The 26,048-nt window shown below is 41.2% G+C and carries 22 protein-coding genes and 5 tRNA genes; 20 read left to right on the top strand and 7 right to left on the bottom strand.

The window, feature by feature from the left end:
• Positions 1–75 precede the first annotated feature (75 nt).
• Positions 76–1,455, top strand: a complete 1,380-nt coding sequence (gene cysS / locus N523_RS0114210; protein WP_016899270.1) for a cysteine--tRNA ligase — start codon at positions 76–78, stop codon at positions 1,453–1,455.
• 188 nt (positions 1,456–1,643) lie between these two features.
• Positions 1,644–2,540 (top strand): DMT family transporter, encoded by an 897-nt coding sequence (locus N523_RS0114205; RefSeq protein ID WP_028834036.1) that lies wholly within the window; start codon positions 1,644–1,646, stop codon positions 2,538–2,540.
• A gap of 31 nt (positions 2,541–2,571) precedes the next feature.
• Here the strand turns inward: N523_RS0114205 and folD are convergent, their stop codons facing one another.
• A complete protein-coding gene (gene folD, locus N523_RS0114200; protein ID WP_013465452.1) occupies positions 2,572–3,426 on the bottom strand; it encodes a bifunctional methylenetetrahydrofolate dehydrogenase/methenyltetrahydrofolate cyclohydrolase FolD in 855 nt (284 codons plus the stop codon).
• Between the two features lie 347 nt (positions 3,427–3,773).
• On the opposite strand from folD, the gene N523_RS0114190 reads away from it, so the two are divergent.
• The 11 genes from N523_RS0114190 to ppiD all read left to right on the top strand — a co-directional run bounded on the left by N523_RS0114190 (position 3,774) and on the right by ppiD (position 13,227).
• A tRNA-Pro gene (locus N523_RS0114190) sits at positions 3,774–3,850 on the top strand.
• A gap of 55 nt (positions 3,851–3,905) precedes the next feature.
• Positions 3,906–3,982, top strand: a tRNA-Arg gene (locus N523_RS0114185).
• A gap of 24 nt (positions 3,983–4,006) precedes the next feature.
• Positions 4,007–4,082: transfer RNA gene (locus N523_RS0114180), tRNA-His, on the top strand.
• A 17-nt stretch (positions 4,083–4,099) separates the two neighbouring features.
• Positions 4,100–4,176, top strand: a tRNA-Pro gene (locus tag N523_RS0114175).
• A 54-nt stretch (positions 4,177–4,230) separates the two neighbouring features.
• Positions 4,231–4,307: transfer RNA gene (locus tag N523_RS0114170), tRNA-Pro, on the top strand.
• Between the two features lie 354 nt (positions 4,308–4,661).
• Entirely contained in the window at positions 4,662–5,966 is a 1,305-nt protein-coding gene (tig, locus tag N523_RS0114165) for a trigger factor (protein ID WP_028834037.1), read from the top strand.
• A 159-nt stretch (positions 5,967–6,125) separates the two neighbouring features.
• Positions 6,126–6,743, top strand: a complete 618-nt coding sequence (gene clpP, locus N523_RS0114160; RefSeq protein ID WP_013465450.1) for an ATP-dependent Clp endopeptidase proteolytic subunit ClpP — start codon at positions 6,126–6,128, stop codon at positions 6,741–6,743.
• 131 nt (positions 6,744–6,874) lie between these two features.
• Positions 6,875–8,158, top strand: coding sequence for an ATP-dependent protease ATP-binding subunit ClpX (gene clpX / locus N523_RS0114155; protein WP_028834038.1), 1,284 nt, complete (start codon positions 6,875–6,877; stop codon positions 8,156–8,158).
• Between the two features lie 149 nt (positions 8,159–8,307).
• Positions 8,308–10,668, top strand: a complete 2,361-nt coding sequence (lon, locus tag N523_RS0114150) for an endopeptidase La (RefSeq protein WP_028834039.1) — start codon at positions 8,308–8,310, stop codon at positions 10,666–10,668.
• 126 nt (positions 10,669–10,794) lie between these two features.
• Positions 10,795–11,151, top strand: coding sequence for an HU family DNA-binding protein (locus N523_RS0114145; RefSeq protein ID WP_255314649.1), 357 nt, complete (start codon positions 10,795–10,797; stop codon positions 11,149–11,151).
• A gap of 174 nt (positions 11,152–11,325) precedes the next feature.
• Positions 11,326–13,227, top strand: coding sequence for a peptidylprolyl isomerase (gene ppiD / locus N523_RS0114140; protein WP_028834040.1), 1,902 nt, complete (start codon positions 11,326–11,328; stop codon positions 13,225–13,227).
• 51 nt (positions 13,228–13,278) lie between these two features.
• On the opposite strand, the gene N523_RS0114135 is transcribed toward ppiD, so the two are convergent.
• The 6 genes from N523_RS0114135 to pspF are packed head-to-tail and all read right to left on the bottom strand — an operon-like array spanning position 13,279 to position 19,630.
• On the bottom strand, positions 13,279–14,040 hold the full coding sequence (locus tag N523_RS0114135; protein WP_013465446.1) for an ATP-binding cassette domain-containing protein: 762 nt from the start codon (positions 14,038–14,040) through the stop codon (positions 13,279–13,281).
• Entirely contained in the window at positions 14,040–15,032 is a 993-nt protein-coding gene (locus N523_RS0114130; protein WP_008111028.1) for a peptide ABC transporter ATP-binding protein, read from the bottom strand. The genes N523_RS0114135 and N523_RS0114130 overlap by 1 nt, the downstream gene beginning before the upstream one ends.
• Positions 15,033–15,926, bottom strand: coding sequence for an ABC transporter permease subunit (locus N523_RS0114125; RefSeq protein ID WP_013465445.1), 894 nt, complete (start codon positions 15,924–15,926; stop codon positions 15,033–15,035).
• Positions 15,913–16,947: an ABC transporter permease subunit gene (locus tag N523_RS0114120; protein ID WP_008111022.1), complete on the bottom strand. Its 1,035-nt coding sequence runs from the start codon at positions 16,945–16,947 to the stop codon at positions 15,913–15,915. Before N523_RS0114120 ends, N523_RS0114125 begins: the two co-directional genes overlap by 14 nt.
• Positions 16,947–18,554, bottom strand: coding sequence for an ABC transporter substrate-binding protein (locus N523_RS0114115; RefSeq protein ID WP_028834041.1), 1,608 nt, complete (start codon positions 18,552–18,554; stop codon positions 16,947–16,949). The genes N523_RS0114120 and N523_RS0114115 overlap by 1 nt, the downstream gene beginning before the upstream one ends.
• A gap of 14 nt (positions 18,555–18,568) precedes the next feature.
• The gene (gene pspF / locus N523_RS0114110) at positions 18,569–19,630 is read right to left on the bottom strand and encodes a phage shock protein operon transcriptional activator (RefSeq protein ID WP_028834042.1); all 1,062 of its coding nucleotides are present in this window, start codon (positions 19,628–19,630) and stop codon (positions 18,569–18,571) included.
• A gap of 186 nt (positions 19,631–19,816) precedes the next feature.
• Between pspF and pspA the strand changes: the two genes are divergently transcribed.
• The 7 genes from pspA (at position 19,817) to phhA (ending at position 26,031) form a co-directional block, all read left to right on the top strand.
• The gene (gene pspA, locus N523_RS0114105; protein ID WP_016899278.1) at positions 19,817–20,476 is read left to right on the top strand and encodes a phage shock protein PspA; all 660 of its coding nucleotides are present in this window, start codon (positions 19,817–19,819) and stop codon (positions 20,474–20,476) included.
• 66 nt (positions 20,477–20,542) lie between these two features.
• A complete protein-coding gene (gene pspB, locus N523_RS0114100; protein WP_008111014.1) occupies positions 20,543–20,776 on the top strand; it encodes an envelope stress response membrane protein PspB in 234 nt (77 codons plus the stop codon).
• Positions 20,773–21,171 carry an envelope stress response membrane protein PspC gene (gene pspC, locus N523_RS0114095; RefSeq protein WP_013465440.1) on the top strand — a complete coding sequence of 133 codons (399 nt, stop codon included), beginning with the start codon at positions 20,773–20,775 and terminating at the stop codon, positions 21,169–21,171. The genes pspB and pspC overlap by 4 nt, the downstream gene beginning before the upstream one ends.
• Before the next feature lie 63 nt (positions 21,172–21,234).
• Positions 21,235–22,653, top strand: coding sequence for a YcjX family protein (locus N523_RS0114090; protein ID WP_028834043.1), 1,419 nt, complete (start codon positions 21,235–21,237; stop codon positions 22,651–22,653).
• The gene (locus tag N523_RS0114085) at positions 22,650–23,678 is read left to right on the top strand and encodes a TIGR01620 family protein (RefSeq protein ID WP_028834044.1); all 1,029 of its coding nucleotides are present in this window, start codon (positions 22,650–22,652) and stop codon (positions 23,676–23,678) included. The genes N523_RS0114090 and N523_RS0114085 overlap by 4 nt, the downstream gene beginning before the upstream one ends.
• Positions 23,679–23,813: 135 nt before the next feature.
• Positions 23,814–24,995 carry a methionine gamma-lyase gene (gene megL, locus N523_RS0114080; protein ID WP_024601802.1) on the top strand — a complete coding sequence of 394 codons (1,182 nt, stop codon included), beginning with the start codon at positions 23,814–23,816 and terminating at the stop codon, positions 24,993–24,995.
• Positions 24,996–25,233: 238 nt separating this feature from the next.
• Entirely contained in the window at positions 25,234–26,031 is a 798-nt protein-coding gene (gene phhA / locus N523_RS0114070) for a phenylalanine 4-monooxygenase (protein ID WP_013465436.1), read from the top strand.
• The last annotated feature ends 17 nt before the right edge of the window (positions 26,032–26,048 follow it).

Raw genomic sequence — 26,048 nt, 5'->3', positions numbered from 1 at the left:
TTGATAAACCGCTAGAGCCCATGCTTAGCAAGTGGTAACATAGCTTTTCTGTTAATCGTGAAGGAAAGCAACTAAATGGTACAAATATACAACACACTGACACGCCAAAAAGAAGAGTTTAAACCTATGGTCGATGGAAAAATCGACATGTATGTGTGTGGTATCACCATTTATGATTACTGTCACATTGGCCATGCACGCACATTTGTGGGTTTTGATGTAATTGTTCGCTACCTTCGCCACTTAGGTTACGATTTAAAGTATGTACGTAATATTACCGATGTTGATGATAAAATTATCAAGCGCGCAAATGAAAACGGTGAGGCGATTAACGACTTAACCGTGCGTATGACTAAAGCCATGCATGAAGACTTTGACAGTTTAAATATGCTACGTCCTGATATAGAGCCAACCGTAACTGGCCACATGGATGAAATTATTGCTATGGTTGAGCGTTTGATTGCCAAAGGCCACGCTTATGTTGCAGCCGATGGCGACGTTTTATTTGATGTTTCTACCTTTGAGCAATACGGAGCTCTTTCGCAACAAGATTTAACCATGTTGCAATCAGGTTCGCGTGTTGAAGTAGCTCAAGATAAAGACGATCCTCTTGATTTTGTTTTATGGAAAAAAGCCAAAGCAGGGGAGCCGTCGTGGTCATCACCTTGGGGTGAGGGTCGCCCTGGTTGGCACATAGAATGTTCAGCAATGAGCTCTAAGCATTTAGGTGAGCATTTTGATATTCATGGTGGTGGTTCAGACCTACAGTTCCCGCACCACGAAAACGAAATCGCGCAATCATGTTGTGCAAATAATGGCCAGTATGTAAATACTTGGATCCACACCGGTATGGTACAAGTGAACAAAGAGAAGATGTCTAAATCGTTAGATAACTTTTTTACCGTTCGTGAGGTATTAAAACAATATGACGCAGAGTCGGTTCGTTACTTTTTAATATCAGGTCATTACCGCAGTCAGCTCAATTACTCGCAAGAAAACTTAGACCAAGCACGTTCGTCTCTTGAGCGTATTTACACCGCATTACGTGGCGTTGAGCCAGTTGAATGTGTGCTTGAGGGTAATGAGTATGTGGCTAAGTTTAGAAAAGCCATGAATGATGACTTTAATTCGCCAGAAGCATTACCGGTTGTGTTTGAAGTTGCTAAAGAGCTAAATCGTGTAAAAGACAGTGATAGCGAAAAAGCAGGACATTTAGCCTTTATTCTACGTAGCTTAGGTGAAATACTTGGTATTGCTCAACAAGCACCAGAGGCATTTTTACAAGGCGGTCAAAACGACGATGAAGTGGCTGAAATTGAGGCACTGATTGTAAAACGTAATGACGCACGTGCCAGTAAAAATTGGGCTGCAGCAGATGAAGCTCGCGATGCTCTAAATGCGTTAGGTGTAGTACTTGAAGATTCAGCGGGAAAAACAACGTGGCGTAAAGCTTAGGGTTTGTTGAGCTTTGCGGATTTAGCCATAACGCGCTGAACACAAAAAAAGGGTTGCCATAGGGTAACCCTTTTTTGGTTATATCAATTGCATTAGATAGATTATGCTTTTAATAAAATTGATATTGTTGACCTCAATTATAGTTGAGGTTTTAAACTCGCATTCATCAATTTAAAAATGGAAAATTAATGAATATTTTACTTGCCATGATCCCAGCTTTTTTATGGGGAACGACTTATGCGGTAACTAAATACGCAACCCCAGAGTGGCCGCCAATCTTGCTAGGAGCCATACGTGCACTCCCTGCTGGTTTATTATTGTTGTTATTTAAACCTTCTTGGCCAACGGCTAAACAGTGGCCAGGCATTTTTCTAATAGGCGCAATCAATATTGCGTTGTTTTTTAGTTTTATTTTTGTAATGGCGATTAATTTACCTGCTGCGATTGCAGGTGTCGGTATGGTGTCTGTACCGGTAGTGGCATTATTGTATGCCTGGCTTGTTAAACGGCAACAGCCAGCGTTAGTGCAAGGATTTTGTGCCCTTGCTTTAGTGGTTTTAGCATGGCGCTTATTTGACCCACAACATATTGCACTTAATTTATTGGGAGTAGTGGCACTGATAGGGGCGCTATTGACTATTGTTATAGGCAGTACGCTGGTAAAAAAAGTGACCGCTAAAGTACACTGGTGGACAGTATTAACGTGGCAATTAATCATTGGTGGCAGTTTGCTAGCGATTGCTGCTGCAATACAGGCTTTTTATTTTGCTCCCCAGCAGTATCAATTTTTAACTGCATCAATAAATACAACCCAATGGCTGGCGCTATTTTGGCTGGTGGTGCCTAACACTGCTTTAGCCTATATTTTGTATGTTTGGTTATTAGGGCGAATGACAGTGGTTGAATTTACTTTTGGCACTATAGCTAACCCAATTGCCGGCATTTTATGTGCAGGGTTATTGATTAACGAACAATATGAAAGTTGGCAGTACACGATTATGTTATTAATGATCGTATTTTCGGTATTGCCACAAGGCTTGGCATTAATAAAACGAAGAATGATGATACAAAAAGCCCGCAATTAAGCGGGCTCTTCATTACTTTATTTTTTGTTTGTTAGCTGTGATATTTTTCACACGCTTCTAGCGTATTCTCAATTAAGCTAGCAACCGTCATCGGGCCCACACCGCCTGGTACAGGGGTAATAAAGTCAGCTTTTTGCTCTGCAACTGCGTACTCTACATCACCCACTAATTTACCGTTGTCTAAACGGTTAATACCTACATCAATAACAATGGCGCCGTCTTTTATCCAATCGCCAGGAATAAATTCAGGTTTACCCACTGCTACAACCAGTAAGTCAGCACGACGTACATGCGTTTCTAAATCTTGGGTAAACTTATGGCAAACAGTGGTGGTACATCCGGCGAGTAACAGCTCAAGTGACATAGGTCGACCCACAATATTAGAGGCACCAACAACCACAGCATGCATGCCTTTGTAACGTACGCCGGTTGAATCTAGTAAAGTAATAATACCCTTAGGTGTACATGGACGAAGAGCAGGCATACGCTGTGCTAATCGGCCAATATTATAAGGGTGAAAACCATCAACGTCTTTGTGTGGAGTAATACGCTCAAGAATTTTTTCTGCATCTAAGCCCTCTGGTAAAGGGAGCTGCACTAAAATACCATCAATTTCACCATCAACATTCAACTCATCAATTAATGCTAATAGCGCTTGCTCTGTGGTGTCTGCTGGTAAGTCGAATGACTTAGAAATAAAACCAACCTCTTCACAGGCTTTACGTTTTGAACCAACGTAAACTTGGCTTGCTGGATCTTGTCCAACAAGTACCACAGCTAATCCTGGGGCTCTAAGGTTTTGTGCAACACGTTCTGAAACTCGTTCAGCCACTGCGCTACGTACTTGTTTTGCTACTGCTTTACCATCAATGATGTTTGCCGTCATGGGTGACCTTTAATTAGGTTAATTAACTTGATACCGATACATTTAAAAAACGAATGCATATATAGGGGTTAAAATGCCGATAAAGAAAACACCTTTATCTTACTCATTTTTTAATATGGCAGCTATTTTCGCAGAAAAGCGGTTAAGCGCCAAGTTGCTTTTAAAGTATAAGCGCTCGAATTATAAAAAAGAGTTTAAATTTTATCCCTGTATCGTAATATTTGACCATTATGAACTAAAAATGAGCAATTGATTTGTTTTCTTAAAAAAACGTTTGACCTAACCCAGTCAAATCACTATTATGCACCCCGTTGTCAACGAGGTCACTCGCAGACAATAGTAAGTATCGGCGATTAGCGCAGTTTGGTAGCGCACTTGGTTTGGGTCCAAGGGGTCGCAGGTTCAAATCCTGCATCGCCGACCATTTTTATGTTTATTCATAACAATTTAACTTACTAGTGAACTATGAAGTTTTCGATGCGCCCATAGCTCAGCTGGATAGAGCAACGCCCTTCTAAGGCGTCGGTCGAAGGTTCGAATCCTTCTGGGTGCGCCATTTTGAAAACACTGTAATGCCGTGGTGATTGTAGCTCAGTTGGTAGAGCCCCGGATTGTGATTCCGGTTGTCGTGGGTTCGAGCCCCATCAGTCACCCCAATTTACAAAAAGAATATCGGCGATTAGCGCAGTTTGGTAGCGCACTTGGTTTGGGTCCAAGGGGTCGCAGGTTCAAATCCTGCATCGCCGACCACTTTCTTATAAGTGGTCTTAAATCCAACATTTAAGTATTCAAGAAAAGTTATATCGGCGATTAGCGCAGTTTGGTAGCGCACTTGGTTTGGGTCCAAGGGGTCGCAGGTTCAAATCCTGCATCGCCGACCATTTTCCCCTAAGTAAAACACATCTAAATTCTACTTTTATTAAACAACACCCTTAATTTTTTCTTTATTAATCGTATTTTCACTTAATTAGTCTGTTTTTTATTCGCTTAGTCGTTATCTACCCTGATCTACCCCAAATAATTGCCCCCTACACTCGACTATCATAAATATTAGGTTATAATGCCGCGTCTATTTGTTTAATAATATAGTGCCCTAAGGGCAGAGCAGCAATGGTATCTCCTGGTAGCGACGGATTTTTTTAAGCCCCAAAGCTTGAATTTTATCAAGACGCCTATAGATTACTTTGTTTGTAAGGAAGGCGAACAGTCGCCAAAATTGAATATTGAGGTAAATCATGCAAGTTTCTGTTGAGACGACTCAAGGCCTTGAGCGCCGTCTGACCATCACCGTTCCTGCAGAGAACGTTGAGACCGAAGTAAAAAAACGCTTACAACAACTGTCAAAAACGCAGCGTATCGACGGTTTCCGTGCTGGTAAAGTTCCAGTATCAGTAATCAACAAGCGTTTCGGACCAGCTGTTCGTCAAGAAGTTGCTGGCGAAGTAATGCAACGTAATTACATTGAAGCAATTGTTGCTGAAAAAATTAACCCTGCAGGCGCACCAACATTTGCTCCTAAAGCACTTGAAGCAGGTAAAGATTTAGAGTTCTCAGCAACATTTGAAGTTTATCCTGAAGTTGAAGTTCAAGGTTTAGAGAAAATTGCCGTTGAAAAACCAGCGGTAGAAGTTACTGACGAAGATTTAGCAAACATGCTAGAAACACTTCGTAAGCAACACGCTTCTTGGGCTGATGTTGATGCAGCGGCTGGCGCAAACGACCGTGTAACGGTTGATTTCGTTGGTACTATCGACGGCGAAGAATTTGAAGGCGGCAAAGCTGAAGACTTCCCATTAGAACTTGGCCAAGGTCGTATGATCCCAGGTTTTGAAGATAACATCGTTGGTAAAAAAGCAGGCGAAGAAGTGGTTGCTGATGTAACTTTCCCTGAAGATTACCATGCTGAAAACTTAAAAGGTAAGGCGGCTCAATTCACTATCACAGTGAAAAAAGTGGAAGCGCAAGAATTACCTGAATTAAGCGATGAGTTTGCAACTAAATTCGGTGTTACCGAAGGCGGCGTAGACGCGCTTAAAGAAGAAGTTAAAAAGAACATGACACGTGAGCTAGACCAAGCGGTTAAAGCTAACGTTAAAGACCAAGCAATCAAAGGTCTTTTAGAGCAAAACGAAGTTGAAGTGCCTAAAGCATTAATCGACCAAGAAGTTGACGCACTACGTCAGCAAGCTGCTCAACGTTTTGGTGGCAATGGTCAAAATATGCCAGAGCTTCCAGCTGAATTGTTCCACGAGCAAGCGGTAACACGTGTTAAAACTGGCCTATTATTAGGTGAAGTGATTAAAGCGAATGGCATCAAAGTTGATGACGCTAAAGTTGAAGCATTAATTGCTACTGTAGCTTCTGCATACGAAGATCCAACTGAAGTAGTAGAATACTACAAAGCGAATGATCAATTAATGCAGCAAATGCGTAATGTAGCAATGGAAGAGCAAGCTGTTGAAGCTATTTTAGCTAAAGCAACTGTGACTGATGTTGAAAAAGCATTTGATGACATCATGAATCCACAGCAAGGTGCATAATAAGTCATTGACTTAAGCGCTCGCTAACGATTAAATGGCTCGTGTTACTCTGTTTATGCAGTGTGCCCGGGCCATTTTAGTTTGTGGTTCTTAATTAGCTAAAAATGATCATTATGCTTTTCTTAGAATAAGTATAAGCGCATAAGGAATTAAATAAGTATGAACACTGGTATGACAGATCCCCTAAACGCATTAGTCCCTATGGTTGTTGAGCAAACAGCTAAAGGCGAGCGCTCGTTTGATATTTATTCGAGACTATTAAAAGAGCGTATTATCTTTTTAACGGGCCAAGTTGAAGACAACATGGCAAACCTGATCTTAGCGCAAATGCTATTTTTAGAATCAGAGAACCCAGAGAAAGATATTTTCTTATATATCAATTCACCGGGTGGCTCTGTCACTGCGGGAATGGCTATTTACGATACAATGAACTTCATTAAACCAGACGTAAGCACAATCTGTGTAGGCCAAGCGGCTAGCATGGGCGCATTTTTACTGTCTGGTGGCGCGAAGGGTAAACGTTTTTGTTTACCAAATTCACGCGTGATGATTCACCAACCGTTAGGTGGATTCCAAGGTCAAGCGTCTGACTTTGAAATACACGCAAAAGAAATCCTGTCTATTAAAGACAAGTTAAATCGCTTAATGGCTGAGCATACTGGCCAACCGCTTGACGTTGTTTCACGCGATACAGACCGTGACAATTTTATGAGTGCAAGCCAAGCTGTAGATTACGGTATTGTTGACTCAGTATTTACTAATCGCGGTAGCAAGTAAGTATGCCTGCAAGCAGTGATGCTTGCTAATGAGAGTTACTATGCGAAAAACACTAAATTTTGGTATAGTTAAAGCGTATTAAAATAGCCACCAAGACTTTGGTGGCCAACGTAATAAAATGAGGTAGCTGAATGTCTGACACTCCTACAGACGGCGACAAAAGTAATAAATTGTTATACTGCTCTTTTTGTGGCAAAAGCCAGCATGAAGTTCGAAAGTTAATTGCAGGACCTTCAGTATACGTTTGTGATGAATGTGTAGAGCTGTGTAATGATATTATCAGGGAAGAAATTAAAGACATCGCGCCTAAGCATGATGCCGCTGACAAATTACCTGTGCCAAAAGAAATTCGTAACCACTTAGACGACTACGTTATTGGTCAAGACCATGCTAAAAAAGTATTGTCTGTAGCGGTTTACAATCACTACAAGCGTTTACGCAATCAATCAACTAAACAAGACGTTGAACTAGGTAAAAGTAATATTTTATTAATTGGCCCAACCGGGAGTGGTAAAACATTATTAGCTGAAACGTTAGCTCGTTTACTTGATGTGCCGTTTACTATGGCCGATGCCACCACACTAACCGAAGCCGGTTATGTAGGTGAAGATGTTGAAAACATTATTCAAAAGCTTTTACAAAAATGTGACTACGACGTAGAAAAAGCACAACGTGGTATTGTTTACATTGATGAAATTGACAAAATTTCTCGTAAATCAGATAACCCATCAATCACACGTGATGTATCAGGTGAAGGTGTACAACAAGCCTTACTTAAACTGATTGAAGGTACAGTAGCTTCTGTTCCTCCACAAGGTGGACGTAAACATCCACAGCAAGAGTTCCTGCAAGTAGACACCTCTAAAATACTGTTTATTTGTGGTGGTGCATTTGCTGGTCTTGATAAAGTTATTGAGCAGCGTAGCCACAAAAACACCGGTATTGGTTTTGGTGTTGACGTTAAAGAGTCGGCGGCGAGCCGTTCTCTGAGTGAAACATTTAAAGATGTTGAGCCAGAAGATTTAGTAAAATATGGTTTAATTCCAGAGTTTATTGGACGTTTACCTGTGGTTGCAACACTGACAGAACTTGATGAAGCCGCGCTGGTACAAATTCTAAGTGAGCCTAAAAACGCCATTACTAAACAGTTTTCAGTATTGTTTGGTATGGAAGATGTTGAGCTTGAGTTTCGTGATGATGCACTGCGTGCTATTGCTCATAAAGCAATGGAACGTAAAACCGGTGCACGTGGCCTACGTTCAATCGTAGAAGGTGTATTACTTGATACTATGTATGAGCTGCCTTCAATTGATAACGTTAGCAAAGTGGTTGTTGATGAAACCGTTATTAAAGGTGAGTCTGATCCCATCTTAATTTATGATAGCAATCATCAAGAACACGCTGCGGCAGATTAAATTCTGAGCGAATTATAAAAAAAGGGAGCCAATGGCTCCTTTTTTTATAATTAATTTAATCGAGTTAACAAAAATTGTTGAACTTTAATTAGGTTATCCCCATATACTTGAGTAATCTTTAAATAAATGAAGTGCAAAGAGAAAATACAATGACGCTTGAGAGAAACGATCGAGTCGAAATCCCTGTGCTAGCACTGCGCGATGTGGTGGTGTATCCACACATGGTGATCCCGCTTTTTGTAGGCCGTGAAAAATCAATAAAATGCCTTGAAGCGGCAATGGATAAAGACAAACAAATTTTCTTAGTTGCACAAAAAGATGCAACTGTAGATGAGCCTGAGAAAGACGATATTTATCGTGTTGGGACAATTGCGACTGTACTTCAATTATTAAAGCTACCCGATGGTACAGTAAAAGTATTAGTTGAAGGCACACAACGTGCGAATATCGAAGAGTTTATTGATAACGAAGACTTCTTCGTTGCCAATGCACAGTTTATTGAGTCTGATTCAGTAAACGAACAAGAACAAGATATCTTTATTCGTAGTGCATTGAGCCAGTTTGAAGGCTATGTAAAATTAAATAAAAAAATTCCACCTGAAGTCATGACCTCGGTATCCGGTATTGATGAGCCTGCGCGTCTTGCTGACACTATGGCAGCACATATGCCATTGAAAGTGCCTGAAAAACAAAAAGTACTTGAAATATCTAGCGTTACAGAACGTTTAGAGTACTTAATGGCGCTGATGGAAGGTGAAATAGACTTATTGCAAGTTGAGAAGAAAATTCGCACCCGCGTTAAAAAGCAAATGGAAAAATCGCAGCGTGAGTATTACCTCAATGAGCAAATGAAAGCGATTCAAAAAGAGTTGGGTGAAATTGATGACGTACCGGATGAATTTGAAGCGTTGAAAAAGCGCATTGAAGAGTCTGGCATGCCATCAGAAGCGAAAGAAAAAGCCACAGCTGAGTTAAATAAGCTTAAGATGATGTCGCCAATGTCGGCAGAAGCCAGTGTTGTTCGCTCATACATAGATACGTTAATTAACGTACCGTGGAAAAAGCGCTCTAAGGTGAAAAAAGACTTAGCCGGCGCGCAAAAAATATTAGATAGCGACCACCACGGCCTTGATAAAGTCAAAGAGCGCATTATTGAGTACCTCGCAGTACAACAGCGCACAAATAAACTTAAAGGGCCAATCTTATGTTTAGTTGGACCGCCAGGTGTAGGTAAAACATCACTTGGACAGTCTATTGCGCGTTCAACGGGTCGTAAATACGTTCGTATGGCGCTCGGTGGTGTACGCGATGAGGCTGAGATTCGTGGGCATCGTCGTACTTACATTGGCTCTATGCCTGGTAAGTTAATTCAAAACATGACTAAAGTGGGCGTTAAAAACCCATTATTCTTGTTAGATGAAATTGACAAAATGTCAGCAGATATGCGCGGTGACCCTGCATCAGCATTGTTAGAAGTATTGGATCCTGAACAAAACAGTCACTTTGCGGACCATTACTTAGAAGTTGATTACGACTTATCTGATGTGATGTTTGTGGCAACCTCAAACAGCTTTAATATTCCAGGTCCTTTATTAGACCGCATGGAAGTGATTCGATTATCGGGTTACACCGAAGACGAAAAGCTAAATATTGCTAAAGAGCACTTAATTCCTAAGCAAATTAAGCGTAACGGTTTAAAAGCTAAAGAAGTTGAAATTGCCGACAGTGCCATCATTGGTATTATCCGTTATTACACCCGTGAAGCGGGCGTGCGTAATTTAGAGCGTGAAGTATCTAAGCTATGTCGTAAAGCGGTTAAAAATATCTTAATCGAAAAAGACACTAAAACAGTGACGATCGATGCAGATAACCTTGAAGAGTACTTAGGTGTGCAACGCTTTGATTACGGTAAAGCAGAAGACGGCGACCGTATTGGTCAAGTTACAGGCCTTGCATGGACAGAAGTAGGCGGTGACTTACTCACGATTGAATGTGCTGCAGTACCAGGTAAAGGCAAATTGACTTACACCGGCTCGTTAGGCGATGTAATGCAAGAGTCGATTCAAGCGGCAATGACCGTTGTGCGTAATCGTGCTGATGAGCTGCGTATTAATAGCGACTTTTATGAAAAGCGCGATATTCACGTACACGTACCTGAGGGTGCAACACCTAAAGATGGCCCAAGTGCCGGTATTGCAATGGTAACGTGTTTGGTTTCAAGCTTAACCGGTAATGCGGTGCGCTCTGATGTAGCCATGACAGGTGAAATTACCTTACGTGGTGAAGTATTGCCTATTGGTGGTTTAAAAGAGAAATTATTAGCGGCTCACCGTGGTGGGATTAAAACGGTCATCATTCCAAAAATTAACGAACGTGACTTAAAAGAGATACCTGACAATGTATTGGCGGGTCTTGATATTCACCCAGTTACATGGATTGATGAGGTATTAAAGCTTGCTTTAGTGCATCCAGTTGATAGTTTTTCAGTCGAAACACCGAAAAAGCAGTAAAAAAGCCAAAAAAAGTGCTTTTAGGGGCTTTTCAAATCTAAACGGTATGATAAGTTAAGCACTGGTTTTCAAGCCTAGCCCTTGCAGGGCCTAGGCTTAAGAAAAATATAATCATATGAGCTTTAAATAAATGCTCAAAAATTTCAAAACAGTGATGTTAGTTTAAAAAAACAATCGCTCTTGATAACAACAATGAAAGAGGATGATATTGTGAATAAATCTCAATTAATCGATCAAATCGCAGCTGATGCTGACATTTCTAAAGCGGCTGCAGGTCGTGCACTAGATTCATTCATCGAATCTGTATCTGGCGCGCTAAAAGATGGCGACTCAGTTGCACTTGTTGGTTTTGGTACTTTCTCTGTACGTGAGCGTGCTGCTCGTGCAGGTCGTAACCCACAAACTGGTGAAACGATTCAAATTGCTGCTGCTAACATCCCAGCTTTTAAAGCCGGTAAAGCGCTTAAAGACGCAGTAAACTAATCACTGTGTAAACAAATTAGTTATGGCGAGTGAACAATACGCTTAATTATTCTAATCGATGAATTAAGTTACTTCACCGCCAGTTACTTCAAGTGAAAAAGCGTATCTGGTAAGATACGCTTTTTTTACATATGACAAGGTAGAAAAGACCTTGGTCAGAAAAGAGATAAACAAATGCTTGAGAAAATCAGAGAAGGTTCGCAAGGGCCGGTAGCCAAAGTCATTTTAGGCGCGGTGATTTTATCTTTTGCCTTAGCTGGGATCGGTAGTTACTTAGGTCAAACCACAGAACAACCCGTTGCTGAAGTAAATGGAATTAAAATTAGCCAAACAGAATTTAGCCGTGCGTTTCAAAATGAACGTAGCCGCTTAGAACAACAATTTGGTGAATATTTTACCCAAATAGCAGCCGATCCAACTTATATGGCTCAAATACGTCAAGGCGTGATTGACCGTTTAGTACAACAAGAATTACAAAGCCAGTTAGCGACTGAGCTGGGTCTGCGTGTGAGTGATGAAAGTATTCGTCAAACAATTTTAGAGCTTCCTTATTTTAAAATTGGCGATCAGTTTAATAACGACCGTTACTTACAAGTGATTCGTCAAATGAACTTCCAACCTGATTCATTTCGAGAGTACCTTCGTGATGATATGACACGTAGCCAGTTAGTGTCAGCGGTTGCAGGAACTGACTTTGCATTGCAAAACGAGCTTAAATCAGCCATTGCACTGCAACAACAAACTCGCAGCATTGATTATTTAGTCATTGATAAACAAGCAATGCAGGCTGATGTTGACGTTACTGATCAAGAAGTGGCAGATTATTACGAATTAAATGCAGGGCAATTTTTATCGCCAGAGCTTATTTCAGTTAATTACATTGAGTTAGATGCAGATGATATCGATGTTGCATCGGTAAGCGAAGACGACGTAAAAGCATATTATGAGCAGAGTAAAGCGCAATATGTTGAGCCTGAAAAACGTCGTGTATCACATATCTTAATTGATAACAGTGAAGATGACGATGCTGCAAAAGCGAAAGCTGAGTCTTTATTAGCACAGCTTAATGCGGGTGCTGATTTTGCACAATTAGCTGAATCGTCGTCAGATGATATTGTTAGCGCCGAAATGGGTGGTGACCTAGAGTGGATTGAACGTGATGTCATGGAGCCTGCATTTGAAGATGCTGCTTTTGCACTGCAAAACAAAGGTGATTACTCTGATGTAGTAGCCTCTGAATTTGGTTATCACATCATTAAACTTACAGACATTCAATCGCAGCAAGTTAAACCTTACGATGCCGTGAAAGCCGATTTACGTGCTGAACTTGAACAAGCTGAAAAAGTGGATGCGTTTTACGAGAAGCAAACAGAAATGGGTGCGTTAGCATTTGAGATTTCTGACCGCTTAGACGATGCTGCTGAAGTGGCGGGTGTTGAAGTACAATCTACACCGCTATTAGCACTGAGTGCGCTTCCTGAGCCACTTAATAATCCTGCGGTTATAACCGCATTATCATCAGTTGAATTACTAGAAGATAAAGTAAACTCAGAAGTAATCGAACTAGGTAATGAGCACGTGATTGTGGTTCGTGTTAACGAGCATCAACCGGCTGCAACTAAAGCATTGAGCGAAGTAAGCGAGCAAATTAAAACACGCTTAGTAAACGAAAAAGCGTCGGATCTTGCTAAAGAAAAAGCACGTACCTTATTTGCACAAATCAAAGACGGTAAGAGCTTAAACGATGTTGCTGCTGAGCAGTCACTAAGCGTTCGTCAAGAGTCGCAACTTACTCGTGAAAGCTTTGCTGTTTCGCCTGCTATTGTTACTCAAGTATTTAAAATGGCGCACCCACGTGATGGCGCAGTTTATGATGTAGTTAACTTAAACAATGGTGATGCTGCCATTGTTGCGCTTAACTCAGTCACGGATGCACCTGTAAGTGACAGCATTGAGCCACAAATGAAGCAAAATATCACGATGGCCCAAGCACAGAAAAACTATACGGTATTCATTGAGTCGCTTAAGCAACAAGCGGAACTAAATGTACCAAAAGCAGCGCAACCTGCGGAATAAATAATAGCTAAACTATAAAAGGCGCCAATTGGCGCCTTTTTTGTTTTTGTATTAACAGCTTAATAAGCGTTGAGTAACCTTTGACTGTGGGCTTTGAAAAATAGCTTCAGTGGGACCGTATTCAACAATTTCACCTTTATTGAGAACGACTAATTGGTCGCTAATATGACGCACTAAACTTAAGTGATGGGTGATCAAAATATAGGTTAAACCGGTTTCGAGCTGTAATTTAAGTAATAAGTTAACTATTTGCGCCCTCACAGAGGGGTCAAGCGACGAAAGTGCCTCATCGAGTACAACGACCTTGGGATCTAAAATAAGTGCGCGAGCGAGCGCTATACGCTGTAATTGCCCAATACTAAACATATGCGGATAGTATTGTTGATGATCAACCAGCAAACCGACCTTAAGTAAAGTACTGCCAATTTTTTCACTGCGCTGATCTTTATCAAAATCGGTATTAAATTTTAGGCAATCGTCGAGCATTTCTGCAATGGTTAATGCCGGGTTTAATGAGGTGGCCGAATCTTGAAAAATCATTCGGATGTAACGGCACTGAGCATCGCGCTGGCCGTTGTTTTCAATGGTGTTATTTTCTAATAATATTTGTCCGCTGTCTGCACTGTATGCGCCAACTAACAATTTAGCGAGGGTGCTTTTTCCTGAGCCGGTTTCACCAATAATGGCAATCGTTTCACCTTTACCAATACTAAATGAGATGTTTTTTAGTACATCAAATTTTTTACGGCTAAATAAACCTGCACGCATGTTAAAGGCTTTTGACAAGGCTTGAACTTTTAACAAGGGTTGCATTATTTTACTTCCTTGATCAATGGAAAGTGACACGCGTAACTATGGCCGTGGTGTTTAGAGAGTTTAGGGGCAACCACACACTCTTTTTGTGCTTGCGGGCAACGCGGTCCTAAACGACAACCAATCGGTAAATGTTGTAGTGTAGGTATGGTGCCTTTTAATGCATAAAAAGGTTCTTTATGGGCTAAGCCGTGCTCATAATCAGGTAAGCTTTTTAATAAAGCCTGCGTATAAGGATGACGCGGTTGGCTAAAAATACGGTGCGTTGGACCAGCTTCAACCATTTGTCCGCAATACAAAACATGAATACCATGTGACCAATTTACTATTTCTTCTAGCTCATGGGAAATCATCAAAATAGACATATTCTTTAGCTGATTCAAACTTTTTAATAATCGAAATACCTGCGCACGAGTGGTACTTTCTAGTGCGGTTGTTGGCTCATCAGCAATGAGCAATTTAGGTGTACGCGCAATGGCCATGGCTATCATGACTTTTTGACAAACGCCTTCAGAGAGTTCATGAGGGTAGCTATCAAGCACGGCTTCATGATTTTTAATGCCCACTTTGTGTATCAGTGCTTTTACACGATCTTTACGCTCTCGGTTGCGTTTTAAGAAAAACCCTTTGGCGGCCACTTCAGGCAGTGTTTCAGCGATTTGGTTAAATATTTTTGCAGTAGGGTCAAGGCAGCGACTTGGATCTTGGTAAATCATTGCAATGTCTTGGCTGACGGTTTTACGGCGCTGCTCTGGTGTGAGGCGCATTAAATCGACACCGCGCCAATGCATTCTATCAGCGGTTATAACCCAGCGTTCGTTAAGTACGCCTACAATGGCTTTTGCAATTAAGCTTTTTCCTGAGCCGGATTCTCCCACTAAGGCGTGTACTTCACCTTCTTTTAAACTAAAACTTACTCGGTCAACAGCGCGAATAGCAGTTTCAGACGTTTGCAGCTCTATGGTTAAATTTCGAATATCTAGTAAATGCATTTAATCTGCCTTACGCGCTTGTAAAACTTTGCGAAGTCCATCGCCCACCAAGTTTGTTGAAAGAACGGCTAAAAATAGCAGTACACCCGGAAGAGCCACCGTCCATGGCGCTAAATAAATAAGCCCTAAGTTTTCGGCCAAAATAGCACCCCATTCAGTGGTCGGCGGCTGTGCGCCAAGTTTTAAAAACCCTAGCGCAGCAATGTCTAAAATAGCAGTAGAAAGTGCCATAGTAAAAATAACCACAATATATTCATACACATTAGGAAAGATACCACGCGATAAAATATGCCACTTAGAGGCCCCATCGAGCCGATACGCTGTGACATAATCTTTACCTAGCTCATCAACGATCAGGTTTCTAATAGAATGAATAAACTGTGGTAACAGCGCCAAAATAATTGCCCAAACGGTATTCATTAACCCTGGGCCGAGTATGGCAATAATAATAATGGCCAATAATAATGAGGGGATAGACAAGGTTACATCAAGTAAATGGTTCAAAAAGCTAGAGCGTATGCCTTTGCTAATACCAGCAAATGTACCGACTAACACACCAATTATGGTGGTAATTAGTGCAGCCACGACCGACAAGCCAAATGTATAAGTCGCGCCATTCATTAAGCGTGAAAGCACATCTCGGCCCAAGTCATCGGTGCCTAAAATAAACCGCACATCGCCCATTTCATTCCATGAAGGTGGCAGCAGTAGTGCATTACTGTGCTGTTGGTTTACTCCATAGGGCGCAAGAAACGGCGCTGTTGCAGCTAATATACTAAAGGCAATAAACACCCATAAACCCACCAAAGCAGGATGGTTATTTTTAAATTTTCGCCATAGTCTCGCTAATGGCGATTTATTTGAATCTTCTGAAAATAAATTAAACTTTGCCATGCGCTTGGTTCCGAGACAGAGGATCGAGTAGGGTGTATGTTAGTTCAGCTATAATTGTCGCAATAATAATGAAAAAAGAAACGGCCATTAACCCCCCTTGTATGGCAGGGTAGTCACGTTGATAAATACTGTCTATTAACCAACGGCCAATCCCCGGCCATGAAAAAATAACCTCGGTGATCATAGCAAGGGTGATCAAGGTGCTAAATTGCAGACCTATTTGCTTTATGACTGGCAGTAATGCATTTCTCAGGGCGTGATGAATAATAAGCTGCCCACGGTTAAGGCCTTTGGCGCGAGCTGTTTTGATAAAGTTTTGATCCATTACTTTTAACATTGACTCGCGAGTAAAGCGCACCAATACAGTGGTCGGATACATAGCCAGTACAATGGTAGGTAACGTTAGGTGATGCAGTGCATCAAGCATTGCCATGCCATTGTAGGGAAAATCAGCAAGTAAAATATCCAGTAAGATAAACCCCGTACTGGCAGGTATTTCATACAATAAGCTCACTCGCCCCGACATAGGAAACCAACCAAGTTTGAGCGAAAAAACCATAATTAGTAATAACGCGAGCCAAAAAATAGGCATAGAATAACCAACCATAGCTGTTGAGCTAATTAATTTATCAGGCCATTGTTTATGATAAGCCGATGCTAAAATCCCGACAGGCACGCCTACTACAACCGAGATGACTAACGCATAAATACTCAGCTCTAAGGTCGCTGGAATTAAATCAACCACGTGAGCAAAAACACTATCTCCTGAGGCAAACGACACGCCCCAATCGCCTTGTACTATTCGCCCAACAAAGGCAATGTACTGCATAAAGTAGTTACTGTTAAACAGGTACTTTTCTTCTAGCTGTGCATTTTGAGTAAAGTTAGTGTCTGGTATGCCACTTAAGTTACTCAGTGGATCGCCAGGGAATAAGTAGCTCAGCGAAAAAGTAAAAATACTCAGTAATAACACCATGAAAAATAACAATCCGAGGCGGCGTAAAATATAATCGAATAACATTACTTCTTCCTCGCGTTAGCCAATGAAATAGCGCCAAATGGCCCGAGTGTGATCCCCTCAACATCAGCACTACTTGCCTGAAAACGCATGCCGTGGGCTATTGGGTATAAGGGTAATTGTTCAATGATCATACTTTGTGCAGCGTCGTAATATTGTTTACGTAAATTTAAATCGGTCGTATCGAGAGCTTTAGTTAACAGTAAATCAAATTCAGGATTACACCAGTTCGCTGGGTTTTTGCCACTGAAGGTCGCGGTGCAGCTAAGTAACGGGCTAAAAAAGTTATCAGGATCAGGCGTATCTGCTGCCCAACCTAATAATACACTGTCGTGACGGTGCTCGCCTATGCGTTGAATAAAGGTGTTCCACTCATACTCGACAATATTAACGTTAACGCCAATTTTGCGTAAATCGCTTTGCATCAGCTCTGCCATTTTTCGTGCATTGGGGTTATAAATACGGCTGACAGGCATAGCCCAAATGCTCATATCAAACCCTTTTTCATAACCCGCTTCAGTTAATAGTTTTTTTGCCAGTTGTGGGTCGAAAATTGGCATGTTCTTTTGTGGTTCAAACGCCCACGACGTGGGTGGTAATATTGACCGCGCACGAAGTCCATTACCGTAGTAAACTGCCTGCATTATTTTTTCTATATCAATGGCATGCACTAAGGCTTGGCGTACTTTTAAGTTATCAAACGGAGGGCGTTCGGTATTAAATGCCCAATAACCTATGTTTAAGTTGGTTTCCCTTTCAACGTTGATGTCATCTCGCTGAGCTAAAATACTTAACTGTGCACTGCTAGGATGCGCAGTTACGTCGCACTCTTTGGTAAGAATTTTAGCAATACGCGTGGTGCCATTAGGGGTAATGTCGTACACCAACTGCTCAAGTGCCACCTCGTGTTTCCAATAGTCAGCGTTTTTATAAAAGCGTACTAAATGGTCGCGTCGGTATTCTTTGTAAATATAAGGACCGGTGCCAACTGGATATTGATCAAATAGGTTTTCTTGGTTGTTGGCTTTGAGCGCCATGGCATATTCTTTAGAGAGCACCACGGCGAAATCGGTCGCCATATTCGCTAAAAAACTGCTTTCTGCGTTAAATAATTCAAACCGAACTTGGTGATCAGACACCCTTACAATTTTACGAATAAGTTGGTCAATACCCACACTTTGAAAGTAGGGGTAATTCGCATCACCGACAAAGTGATAGGGGTTGTATACATCAAATAAACGACTGAAAGTGAAAATGACATCATCAGCGTTAAATTCGCGTGTTGGAGTAAAATACGCGGTGGTATGAAATTTAACCCCTTTGCGCAGAGTAAAAGTGACAGACTTACCGTTTTTGCTAATTTTCCAGTCGGTGGCTAGTTCGCTTTTAAATTCAGCGGTCACAGGGTCAATACTAATTAACCGGTCGTACAACTGGTTAGCAATAATATCGATGGTTGATCCTGTGGTTGTGACTTGTGGATTGAACGACACAGGATTTGCCTCAGCGCAATAAACGAGGCCTTGGTTTTTTTCTTCTAAGATTTCTTCTTTACTATCAATGCAACCTACTAAACTCAATGATAATAAAGCAAGTAATAATTTATGCACCCGCACAACCTCTACTATTCCAGCAAATTGTATTTTTTCAAATAACCACGTAATTGATGATACGTTAAACCAAGTACTTCTGCAGTCTTCTTTTGATTAAATTGGCTATGTTCTAATGCTTTTTTTATTAATGTGATCTCAAATTCATTAGAGAGTGTTTTTAAGTCACAAGGAAACTCAGGTTCTGCGTTACTCAAACTCGGTGTTACAGGCGCTTCTATGGGCTGGGTGTTAACAACTTCATTTTGCACAGCAACAGGGGCTTGTGTATGTTTAATACGTGCTTTAGGTCTAAAGCGGCTTTCGAATGGGTCTAGAATAATTTTATGCACAGGGATGTGTTCATTGCCGTGGCGATAAAGGCTTCGCTCCACCACATTTTTAAGCTCACGTACATTACCCGGCCACTCATAACTGAGTAAACTTTCTTGTGCATTGCGATTAAAGCCACTAAATAGCTCCCACTCCAAGTCGCGTGCCATATTCATTGCAAATTGCTCAGCCAGTAACATAATATCGTCTTGGCGTTCGCGCAGTGGCGGTAGAGTGATCACATCAAATGCGAGCCTATCGAGTAAATCGCTTCTAAATTCACCTTGCTGCGCTAAATGGGGTAAGTCTTCATTGGTCGCACAGACTAAGCGCGTATCTACTTTAACCGTTTGTTTGCCGCCAACACGCTCAAACTCACCATACTCGATTACCCTTAATAGCTTTTCTTGCACTAGGGCAGAAGTATTTGCTAACTCATCTAGAAATAAGGTGCCGCTATTAGCCCGCTCAAATCGGCCTTCATGGCGTTTACTTGCGCCGGTAAATGCACCACTTTCATGGCCAAATAATTCACTTTCGAGTAGATTTTCGTTTAATGCCGCACAGTTGAGTTTGACGTAACTTTGATCCCAGCGCTTGGATAAAAAGTGTAAACGTGCTGCAATAAGCTCTTTACCGGTACCACGTTCACCAATAATAAGTACGGGTTTATCTAGGTTTGCTAGCTGCGATACCTGATCAAGAACCGATAAAAAGCTGTCTGATTGGCCGAGCAAATTATCCTGTTGGCGATATTGACTCATATTTCCTAACTCTTAGTCATTTTTACTAACAGTTAGTGTATTTCATTATGATTGATAACAAAAGCAATTTGTAATTTGCATTTAACTAGTTGAAATTTATTGCTATTTTAAAATTAAAAAAGTTGGCAAGCATATTGATACTAATAAAAGCAGACACATTTAGATTAAATAATAGAGGTATATGTTATGGGAATTTTTTCACGTTTTGCAGACATTGTTAATTCTAATATCAATGCCATTTTAGATAAAGCAGAAGACCCTGAAAAAATGGTTCGTCTTATTATCCAAGAGATGGAAGATACACTGGTAGAGGTACGCTCTACATCAGCAAAAACACTCGCTGAGAAAAAAGAATTAGTACGTCGCGTAGACACACTAAAAGCCCAAGTAAACGATTGGCAAGATAAAGCCGAATTGGCACTGAGCAAAGATCGTGACGATTTAGCACGCTCAGCATTACTTGAAAAGCAAAAATCAGCCGACGCAGTTGCTGCGGTAGAAAGTGAACTTGACCATGTAGAGTCTCATATTGAGAAGCTACAACAAGAGGTTACTACGCTACAAGAAAAGCTAGCAGATGCTAAGGCACGTCAAAAAGCGATTATTTTACGTCAACGCTCGGCTGAGTCGCGCCTTGAAGTTAAAAAAGCGCTTGATAGTTCTAAAGTAGAGGATGCACTTAATCGCTTTGAACGTTACGAAACTAAAATTGATGGGCTAGAATCTCAAATAGAGTCTTATGATTTAGGTAAACAAACGTTAGCTGATGAAATTGCAGACTTACAAAAGAATGAAAAGATTGATGACGAGTTAGCTGAACTTAAAAAGAAACTCGCAAATAAATAAAACGATAATATCAGGGGCCACATGCCCCTGACATCAACATAGAATACGGATTGTCAGGAGAGGATTATGTTTGATCCAGAGATACTAGTTGCCCCCTTTATCTTATTTATGATTTTTGTTGCGCCACTGTGGTTAATTTTACACTACCGTAGCAAAAAGCAAGTAAGCCAAGGGTTGAGTGAGCATGAGCATCGCCAATTATTGGAGCTTGCACAAAAAGCTGAAAAAATGGCTGATAGAGTAGAAACACTAGAAGCGTTGCTTGATCAAGAGTCACCTCAGTGGAGACAAAAAGTATGAACACTAAACGCGAATTATTCAGAGACCCACAACGCGGCAAAATAGCTGGCGTATGTGCCGGTTTAAGTGACTACTTTAATATGGAGTTATGGTTAGTTCGCATTATATTTGTTAGTGCGGTACTACTAACCGGTGGCCCATTATTTGTGGTAGCGTACATTGCAGCATGGTTTATTTTAGATAAAAAACCTGCTGCAACACATAAAACGCATTCAACTTACAGTGATGACCCACTGGAAGTTAAGTTTAAAGTATGGCAAAAGGGCGAGCCACCTCGTCGTGCATTACAAGACTTAAAAGAGCGTTTAACACGTGTTGATGTTCGCTTACAAGAGATGGAACGTTACGTTACCTCAAGCGAATTTACGGTCAGTCGTGAAATTAATAAACTTTAAAGGATTGATAAGCACCTTGTTTGTAACGTGAACAATTACGGCAGATAGGGTGCAAAACACTTTATGAGCCAATCATTTGCAAAAAAGACCTTTAAAACTTTTAAAGGCAAAGCACAAAAAGCCCTGCACCGTAGTTTAGACCAACATGTTAAGCTTGCTGTAACTGGGTTGAGCGGCAGTGGTAAAACCGCGTTTATCAGTGCGTTAGTTAAGCACTTAACCTCTCAGGCGAATGACAACAACTTACCTTTTTTTGATGTGATGCGCGAGCATCGTCATATTGCCACTAAAATTGTGCCGCAAGAGGCATTAAACGTGCCCACTTTTGATTATAACCGTGCAATGAGTGCCTTACTGCCAATGGAAGGTGACCCTGCTTGGCCGGCGTCTACAGAGCGAATAAATACCCTACGCTTGGCGATTAAATACCAAAGTAATGCGGGTCTGCGAGGTCATTTTTCACCGCAATCAACGTTATACCTTGATATTATTGACTATCCAGGCGAATGGCTGCTCGATTTACCTATGCTTGAACAAAGCTATACTGCGTGGTGTGAACAGCAATACCCATTATTAAATCAGTCTCCTCGCAGCGCTACCTCAGGCGATTTTTTACACGCCGTAGAGCAACTTGACTTACATGCGCCTGTGGATGAAAGTGAGCTTGCTAACATTGCACAACTTTATCAACGCATGCTAGTAGGGCTAAAAAAAGACACCAAACTTGCGATGTTACAACCCGGGCGAATGTTAATGCCAGGCGACTTGCAAGGTGCGCCGTTATTGTTATTTTTTCCAATTAATCCTGAAAAAATGAAAGACGATGTGGTGGCGGGTTCTAATTTAGCGCATTTAATTAAACGTTTTAATGCTTACGTGAAAGAAGTCGTTAAGCCATTTTATAATGAGCATTTTCGTCATTTTGACCGCCAAATTGTGTTGGTTGATGTACTCAGTGCATTAAATGAAGGCCATGAAACTTTGCATGAGCAAAGCCGTGTTATTAATCAATTGTTGGCACATTTTAGTTATGGGGAGTCTGGCTTTTTTAAACGTTTATTCAAACCGAATATTGATAAAATATTGTTTGCTGCTAATAAGTCAGATCACATCAGTGCTAAGCATCATAAAGCGTTAGCCTTGTTACTAGACTCGCTGGTCAAAGAGCAAAGTAATCATTTAAAGTTTGACGGTGTACAAATTGAAACTATGGCTATGTCATCAATTACCGCAACCCAACCTCGCCAAGTGGTTGATAAAGGTCAAACTCTTGATTGCGTTTACGGTAAACCTTTAAATGAGCATGAGTGGCTGACTTATTTACCACCAGAGCCGCCAAGTCGAATGCTTAATAAAAGTGAGTGGCCAGCGCAAGGGTTTGAATTTTTGTCATTTTCGCCGATGCCAAGCCCCGACAAACAACTTAAACATATTCGATTAGATCATGTGATGCAGTACCTGCTAGGAGACAAATTAACATGAGTGAGTCAACGCAACAGTTTCAAGCAGGGCGTCGTATTAATGCACAAAATATTGAGCAAAACGAGCCTGCGTTAACACCCGCTAAAATTATTGAACACGGACAAAGTGATTACATCTCTGAGCTTGAGGATGATGCGCTTGAGCCTGAAGTTGATTTAGAGCCGGTGTATAAAAAGTCAAAATGGCAAACGCTCAAAGGCTTGTTTGCGCTCAGCTTTATTATTTTAGTACTGCTAGAGTTTGGGTTTTCTATTGTGCTTGCTTATCAGCAATCGCTTATTTTGGGCAGTGTTTATTTAACCGCTGTGGTAAGCGGTGTGTTATTAATAACAAGATTGTTATGGCGAGAGTATCGGATGTTGCGCAGTTTAAAGCGTAATCAGCTGCATCGCCATGAAGCCGATAGGTTATTAAACAGTGAGCAAGTGGGTGGTGCACTCCCTTGGCTTGAAAAATTGAACAAGCACCAGCAGTTAGACAATTTTGAAAACTTTAAAAACCAAGTTGCTACGCACCATAGTGATAAAGAAATAATGACACTTTACGCTAATAGCCTACTGGTAACGCAAGACACACAAGCTAAAAAGCTTATAAACCGCTTTGCAACAGAGTCAGCCTTATTAGTCGCATTAAGCCCTCTTGCGCTGGTGGATATGATGGCGGTGTTATGGCGCGGTACAAAATTAATTGAACAAATAGGTAAAATTTATGGCATTGGTTTTGGTTACGCCAGTCGCATTAAACTCTATCGAATGCTGTTAAAACAAGTCATGTTTGTAGGCAGTGCAGAGCTTGTATCTGATTTAGCTGCCACGGCACTCAGTGCTGAGCTATTAGGCAAACTTTCAGGGCGAGCCGCGCAAGGCGTCAGTGCGGGTATATTTACAGCACGTATAGGCTATAAAGCCATGGAATTAAGCCGACCCTTACCGCGTCTTGAAAATAAACGCAGCTTGTTAAAAGGCACTGTTCAAGGGATTGCGAGTAAAATTATGAGTCGCACTAAGAGAGCGGAGAGTAAATAGTTGGCAATATTTGTGTACAGCTTTTTGAGTAAAGTTTGCACAAATAGCCATCTGAGCATCCGGCATGCTTGTGATTTAAAGTGCGGTGCGTTTTATTTATGTAATTGACACACATAATAAAAACGAGAGCACACAATGAGCAAGCATCATCCACACACCCAATGTATTCATGGCCCACAAAAAGCCAATGATCCCCATGGCGCATTAACCTCGCCATTATACCAAACATCGACATTTCATTTTGAAAATGCTGCGCAGGGTGCTGCACGGTTTGCTGGCGATGAGCCAGGTTATATTTATACGCGTTTGGGTAACCCTACCACCACTGAACTTGAACAAAAAGTGGCGCAATTAGAGGGCTGTGAGGCTGCAGCGGCAACGGCTACAGGTATGGGAGCGGTATCGGCTTCGGTACTGAGCTTTTTATCACAAGGCGATCACTTAGTTGCATCAAGTGCGCTTTATGGCTGCACCTTTGCTTTTTTTGCGCATATGTTGCCGCGTTGGGGCATTGAAGTCACCTTTGTGGATATGACCAATGAAGATGAGTTACGTGCTGCAATAAAGCCAAACTCAAAAATGATATTTGCAGAGACACCGATAAACCCAACGATGGCCGTTATTGATTTAGCACTTATTGGTGATGTAGCAAAACGGCATAATTTAATAAGTGTGGTCGACAATACCTTTTTAACGCCGCTGCTACAGTCACCTAAACAATACGGCATCGATATTATTATGCACAGTGCTACCAAGTATTTAAATGGTCACGGCGATGTAGTCGCAGGTATTGTGTGTGGATCCCTTGAGCACATTACACATATTAAAATGACGGTGTTAAAAGATATAGGCGCGACGATTAGCCCACACGATGCATGGTTAATTAACCGAGGTTTAAAAACATTAGCTATACGGGTAGAGCGTCATTGCCAGAGTGCGCAAACGATTGCTGAATATTTAGAGGCTCACCCTCAAGTGAGTAAAGTGTACTATCCTGGACTGAAGTCGCACCCAGGTCATCGGTTTATTGGTAAGCAAATGAAAGCTGCTGGCGGTGTTATTGCTTTTGAAATTAAAGGGAGTTTAACCGACGGTGAGCAGTTTATTGATAGCATGAAGCTATGTACTTTAGCGGTTAGCTTAGGCGATGCCGAAACACTTATTCAACACCCTGCATCGATGACCCATTCGCCTTACACACCCGAAGAAAGATTAGCAGCCGGAATTAGTGATGGTTTAATTCGCTTATCTGTTGGGCTTGAAGATGTTAATGATATTATTAACGATCTCAACCAAGCATTTACTAAAATATCGTAACGTGTAATTTATTGTTTACAGTGATTTCGATCTGTAAGTGCTGTTAAATACGGGGTGTGTTTTCATCTTTGCTCTGGTGTAATTATAAATTTACGATCTGTGCAATATGCGAAAGTATTGATCTGAGTCAAGCTATTAAACTTTTGTTCACTTTTGCATAGTATGACTACATCGAATAGCCGAGCACGTGGCTATTATTTTGACACCGATTTAGGGTTTAAACCCAAAGAAGGTATTTATGGCTAAAGCAAGTAATTACACCTCTAAAACACCAGATGAAAATGGCGTTATACATTGGAGCGATGAAGAAAATAAAATTTGGTCTGAGCTTGTAGCACGCCAACTTGCGTGCATTGAAGGCAAAGCCTGTGACGAGTACATGGAAGGGTTAAAAAAAATTAATCTACCGCATGATCGTATTCCACAGCTAAGTGAGCTAAACGAAGTGCTATTGGCAACAACAGGTTGGCAAGTAGCACCTGTACCTGCACTTATCGACTTTGATGAGTTTTTTAGACTACTGGCCAACAAGCAGTTTCCTGTTGCTACGTTTATTCGTAGCCGTGAAGAATTTGATTATTTACAAGAGCCAGATATTTTTCATGAAATATTCGGCCACTGTGCCATGCTAACAAATCCTGACTTTGCTGAATTTACGCATAAGTACGGGCAACTAGGTTACGCGGCAGAGAAAAAAGACCGCGTTTATTTAGCGCGCATGTATTGGTTTACGGTCGAATTTGGTTTGATGCAAACTGAAAAAGGATTGCGTATATACGGGGGCGGTATTTTATCAAGCCCAGGAGAAACCCAATACGTGTACTCTGATACACCAGAAATTAATCCAATGAATGTGCTAGATGTGCTGCGCACGCCATACCGTATTGATATTATGCAGCCGCTGTACTACACCATTAATTCGATTCATGATCTGTTTGAAATATCGCAAATGGATATAATGACTTTAGTTGAGCAAGCTAAGGCGCTTGGTTTACACGAGCCGAAATTTCCCCCAAAAGAAAAATTAGCTAGTTAGTTTTTTAATAAAAGTAA

The sequence above is a fragment of the Pseudoalteromonas sp. 23_GOM-1509m genome (assembly GCF_000518425.1).
In the GTDB taxonomy this organism is placed as follows: Bacteria; Pseudomonadota; Gammaproteobacteria; order Enterobacterales; family Alteromonadaceae; genus Pseudoalteromonas; species Pseudoalteromonas tetraodonis.
Note: the sequence above shows the minus strand (reverse complement) of the source record. Positions and strands in the feature narration are given on the sequence as shown.

Coding starts and splice junctions, on each gene's coding strand:
- megL (WP_024601802.1), top strand. CDS start 23,814: ATGAGCAAGCATCATCCACACACCCAATGTATTCATGGCCCACAAAAA.
- lon (WP_028834039.1), top strand. CDS start 8,308: ATGACGCTTGAGAGAAACGATCGAGTCGAAATCCCTGTGCTAGCACTG.
- pspA (WP_016899278.1), top strand. CDS start 19,817: ATGGGAATTTTTTCACGTTTTGCAGACATTGTTAATTCTAATATCAAT.
- N523_RS0114135 (WP_013465446.1), bottom strand. CDS start 14,040: ATGCAACCCTTGTTAAAAGTTCAAGCCTTGTCAAAAGCCTTTAACATG.
- phhA (WP_013465436.1), top strand. CDS start 25,234: ATGGCTAAAGCAAGTAATTACACCTCTAAAACACCAGATGAAAATGGC.
- N523_RS0114125 (WP_013465445.1), bottom strand. CDS start 15,926: ATGGCAAAGTTTAATTTATTTTCAGAAGATTCAAATAAATCGCCATTA.
- pspF (WP_028834042.1), bottom strand. CDS start 19,630: ATGAGTCAATATCGCCAACAGGATAATTTGCTCGGCCAATCAGACAGC.
- folD (WP_013465452.1), bottom strand. CDS start 3,426: ATGACGGCAAACATCATTGATGGTAAAGCAGTAGCAAAACAAGTACGT.
- pspC (WP_013465440.1), top strand. CDS start 20,773: ATGAACACTAAACGCGAATTATTCAGAGACCCACAACGCGGCAAAATA.
- tig (WP_028834037.1), top strand. CDS start 4,662: ATGCAAGTTTCTGTTGAGACGACTCAAGGCCTTGAGCGCCGTCTGACC.
- ppiD (WP_028834040.1), top strand. CDS start 11,326: ATGCTTGAGAAAATCAGAGAAGGTTCGCAAGGGCCGGTAGCCAAAGTC.
- N523_RS0114205 (WP_028834036.1), top strand. CDS start 1,644: ATGAATATTTTACTTGCCATGATCCCAGCTTTTTTATGGGGAACGACT.
- N523_RS0114090 (WP_028834043.1), top strand. CDS start 21,235: ATGAGCCAATCATTTGCAAAAAAGACCTTTAAAACTTTTAAAGGCAAA.
- N523_RS0114085 (WP_028834044.1), top strand. CDS start 22,650: ATGAGTGAGTCAACGCAACAGTTTCAAGCAGGGCGTCGTATTAATGCA.
- cysS (WP_016899270.1), top strand. CDS start 76: ATGGTACAAATATACAACACACTGACACGCCAAAAAGAAGAGTTTAAA.
- clpX (WP_028834038.1), top strand. CDS start 6,875: ATGTCTGACACTCCTACAGACGGCGACAAAAGTAATAAATTGTTATAC.
- N523_RS0114130 (WP_008111028.1), bottom strand. CDS start 15,032: ATGCATTTACTAGATATTCGAAATTTAACCATAGAGCTGCAAACGTCT.
- pspB (WP_008111014.1), top strand. CDS start 20,543: ATGTTTGATCCAGAGATACTAGTTGCCCCCTTTATCTTATTTATGATT.
- N523_RS0114120 (WP_008111022.1), bottom strand. CDS start 16,947: ATGTTATTCGATTATATTTTACGCCGCCTCGGATTGTTATTTTTCATG.
- clpP (WP_013465450.1), top strand. CDS start 6,126: ATGAACACTGGTATGACAGATCCCCTAAACGCATTAGTCCCTATGGTT.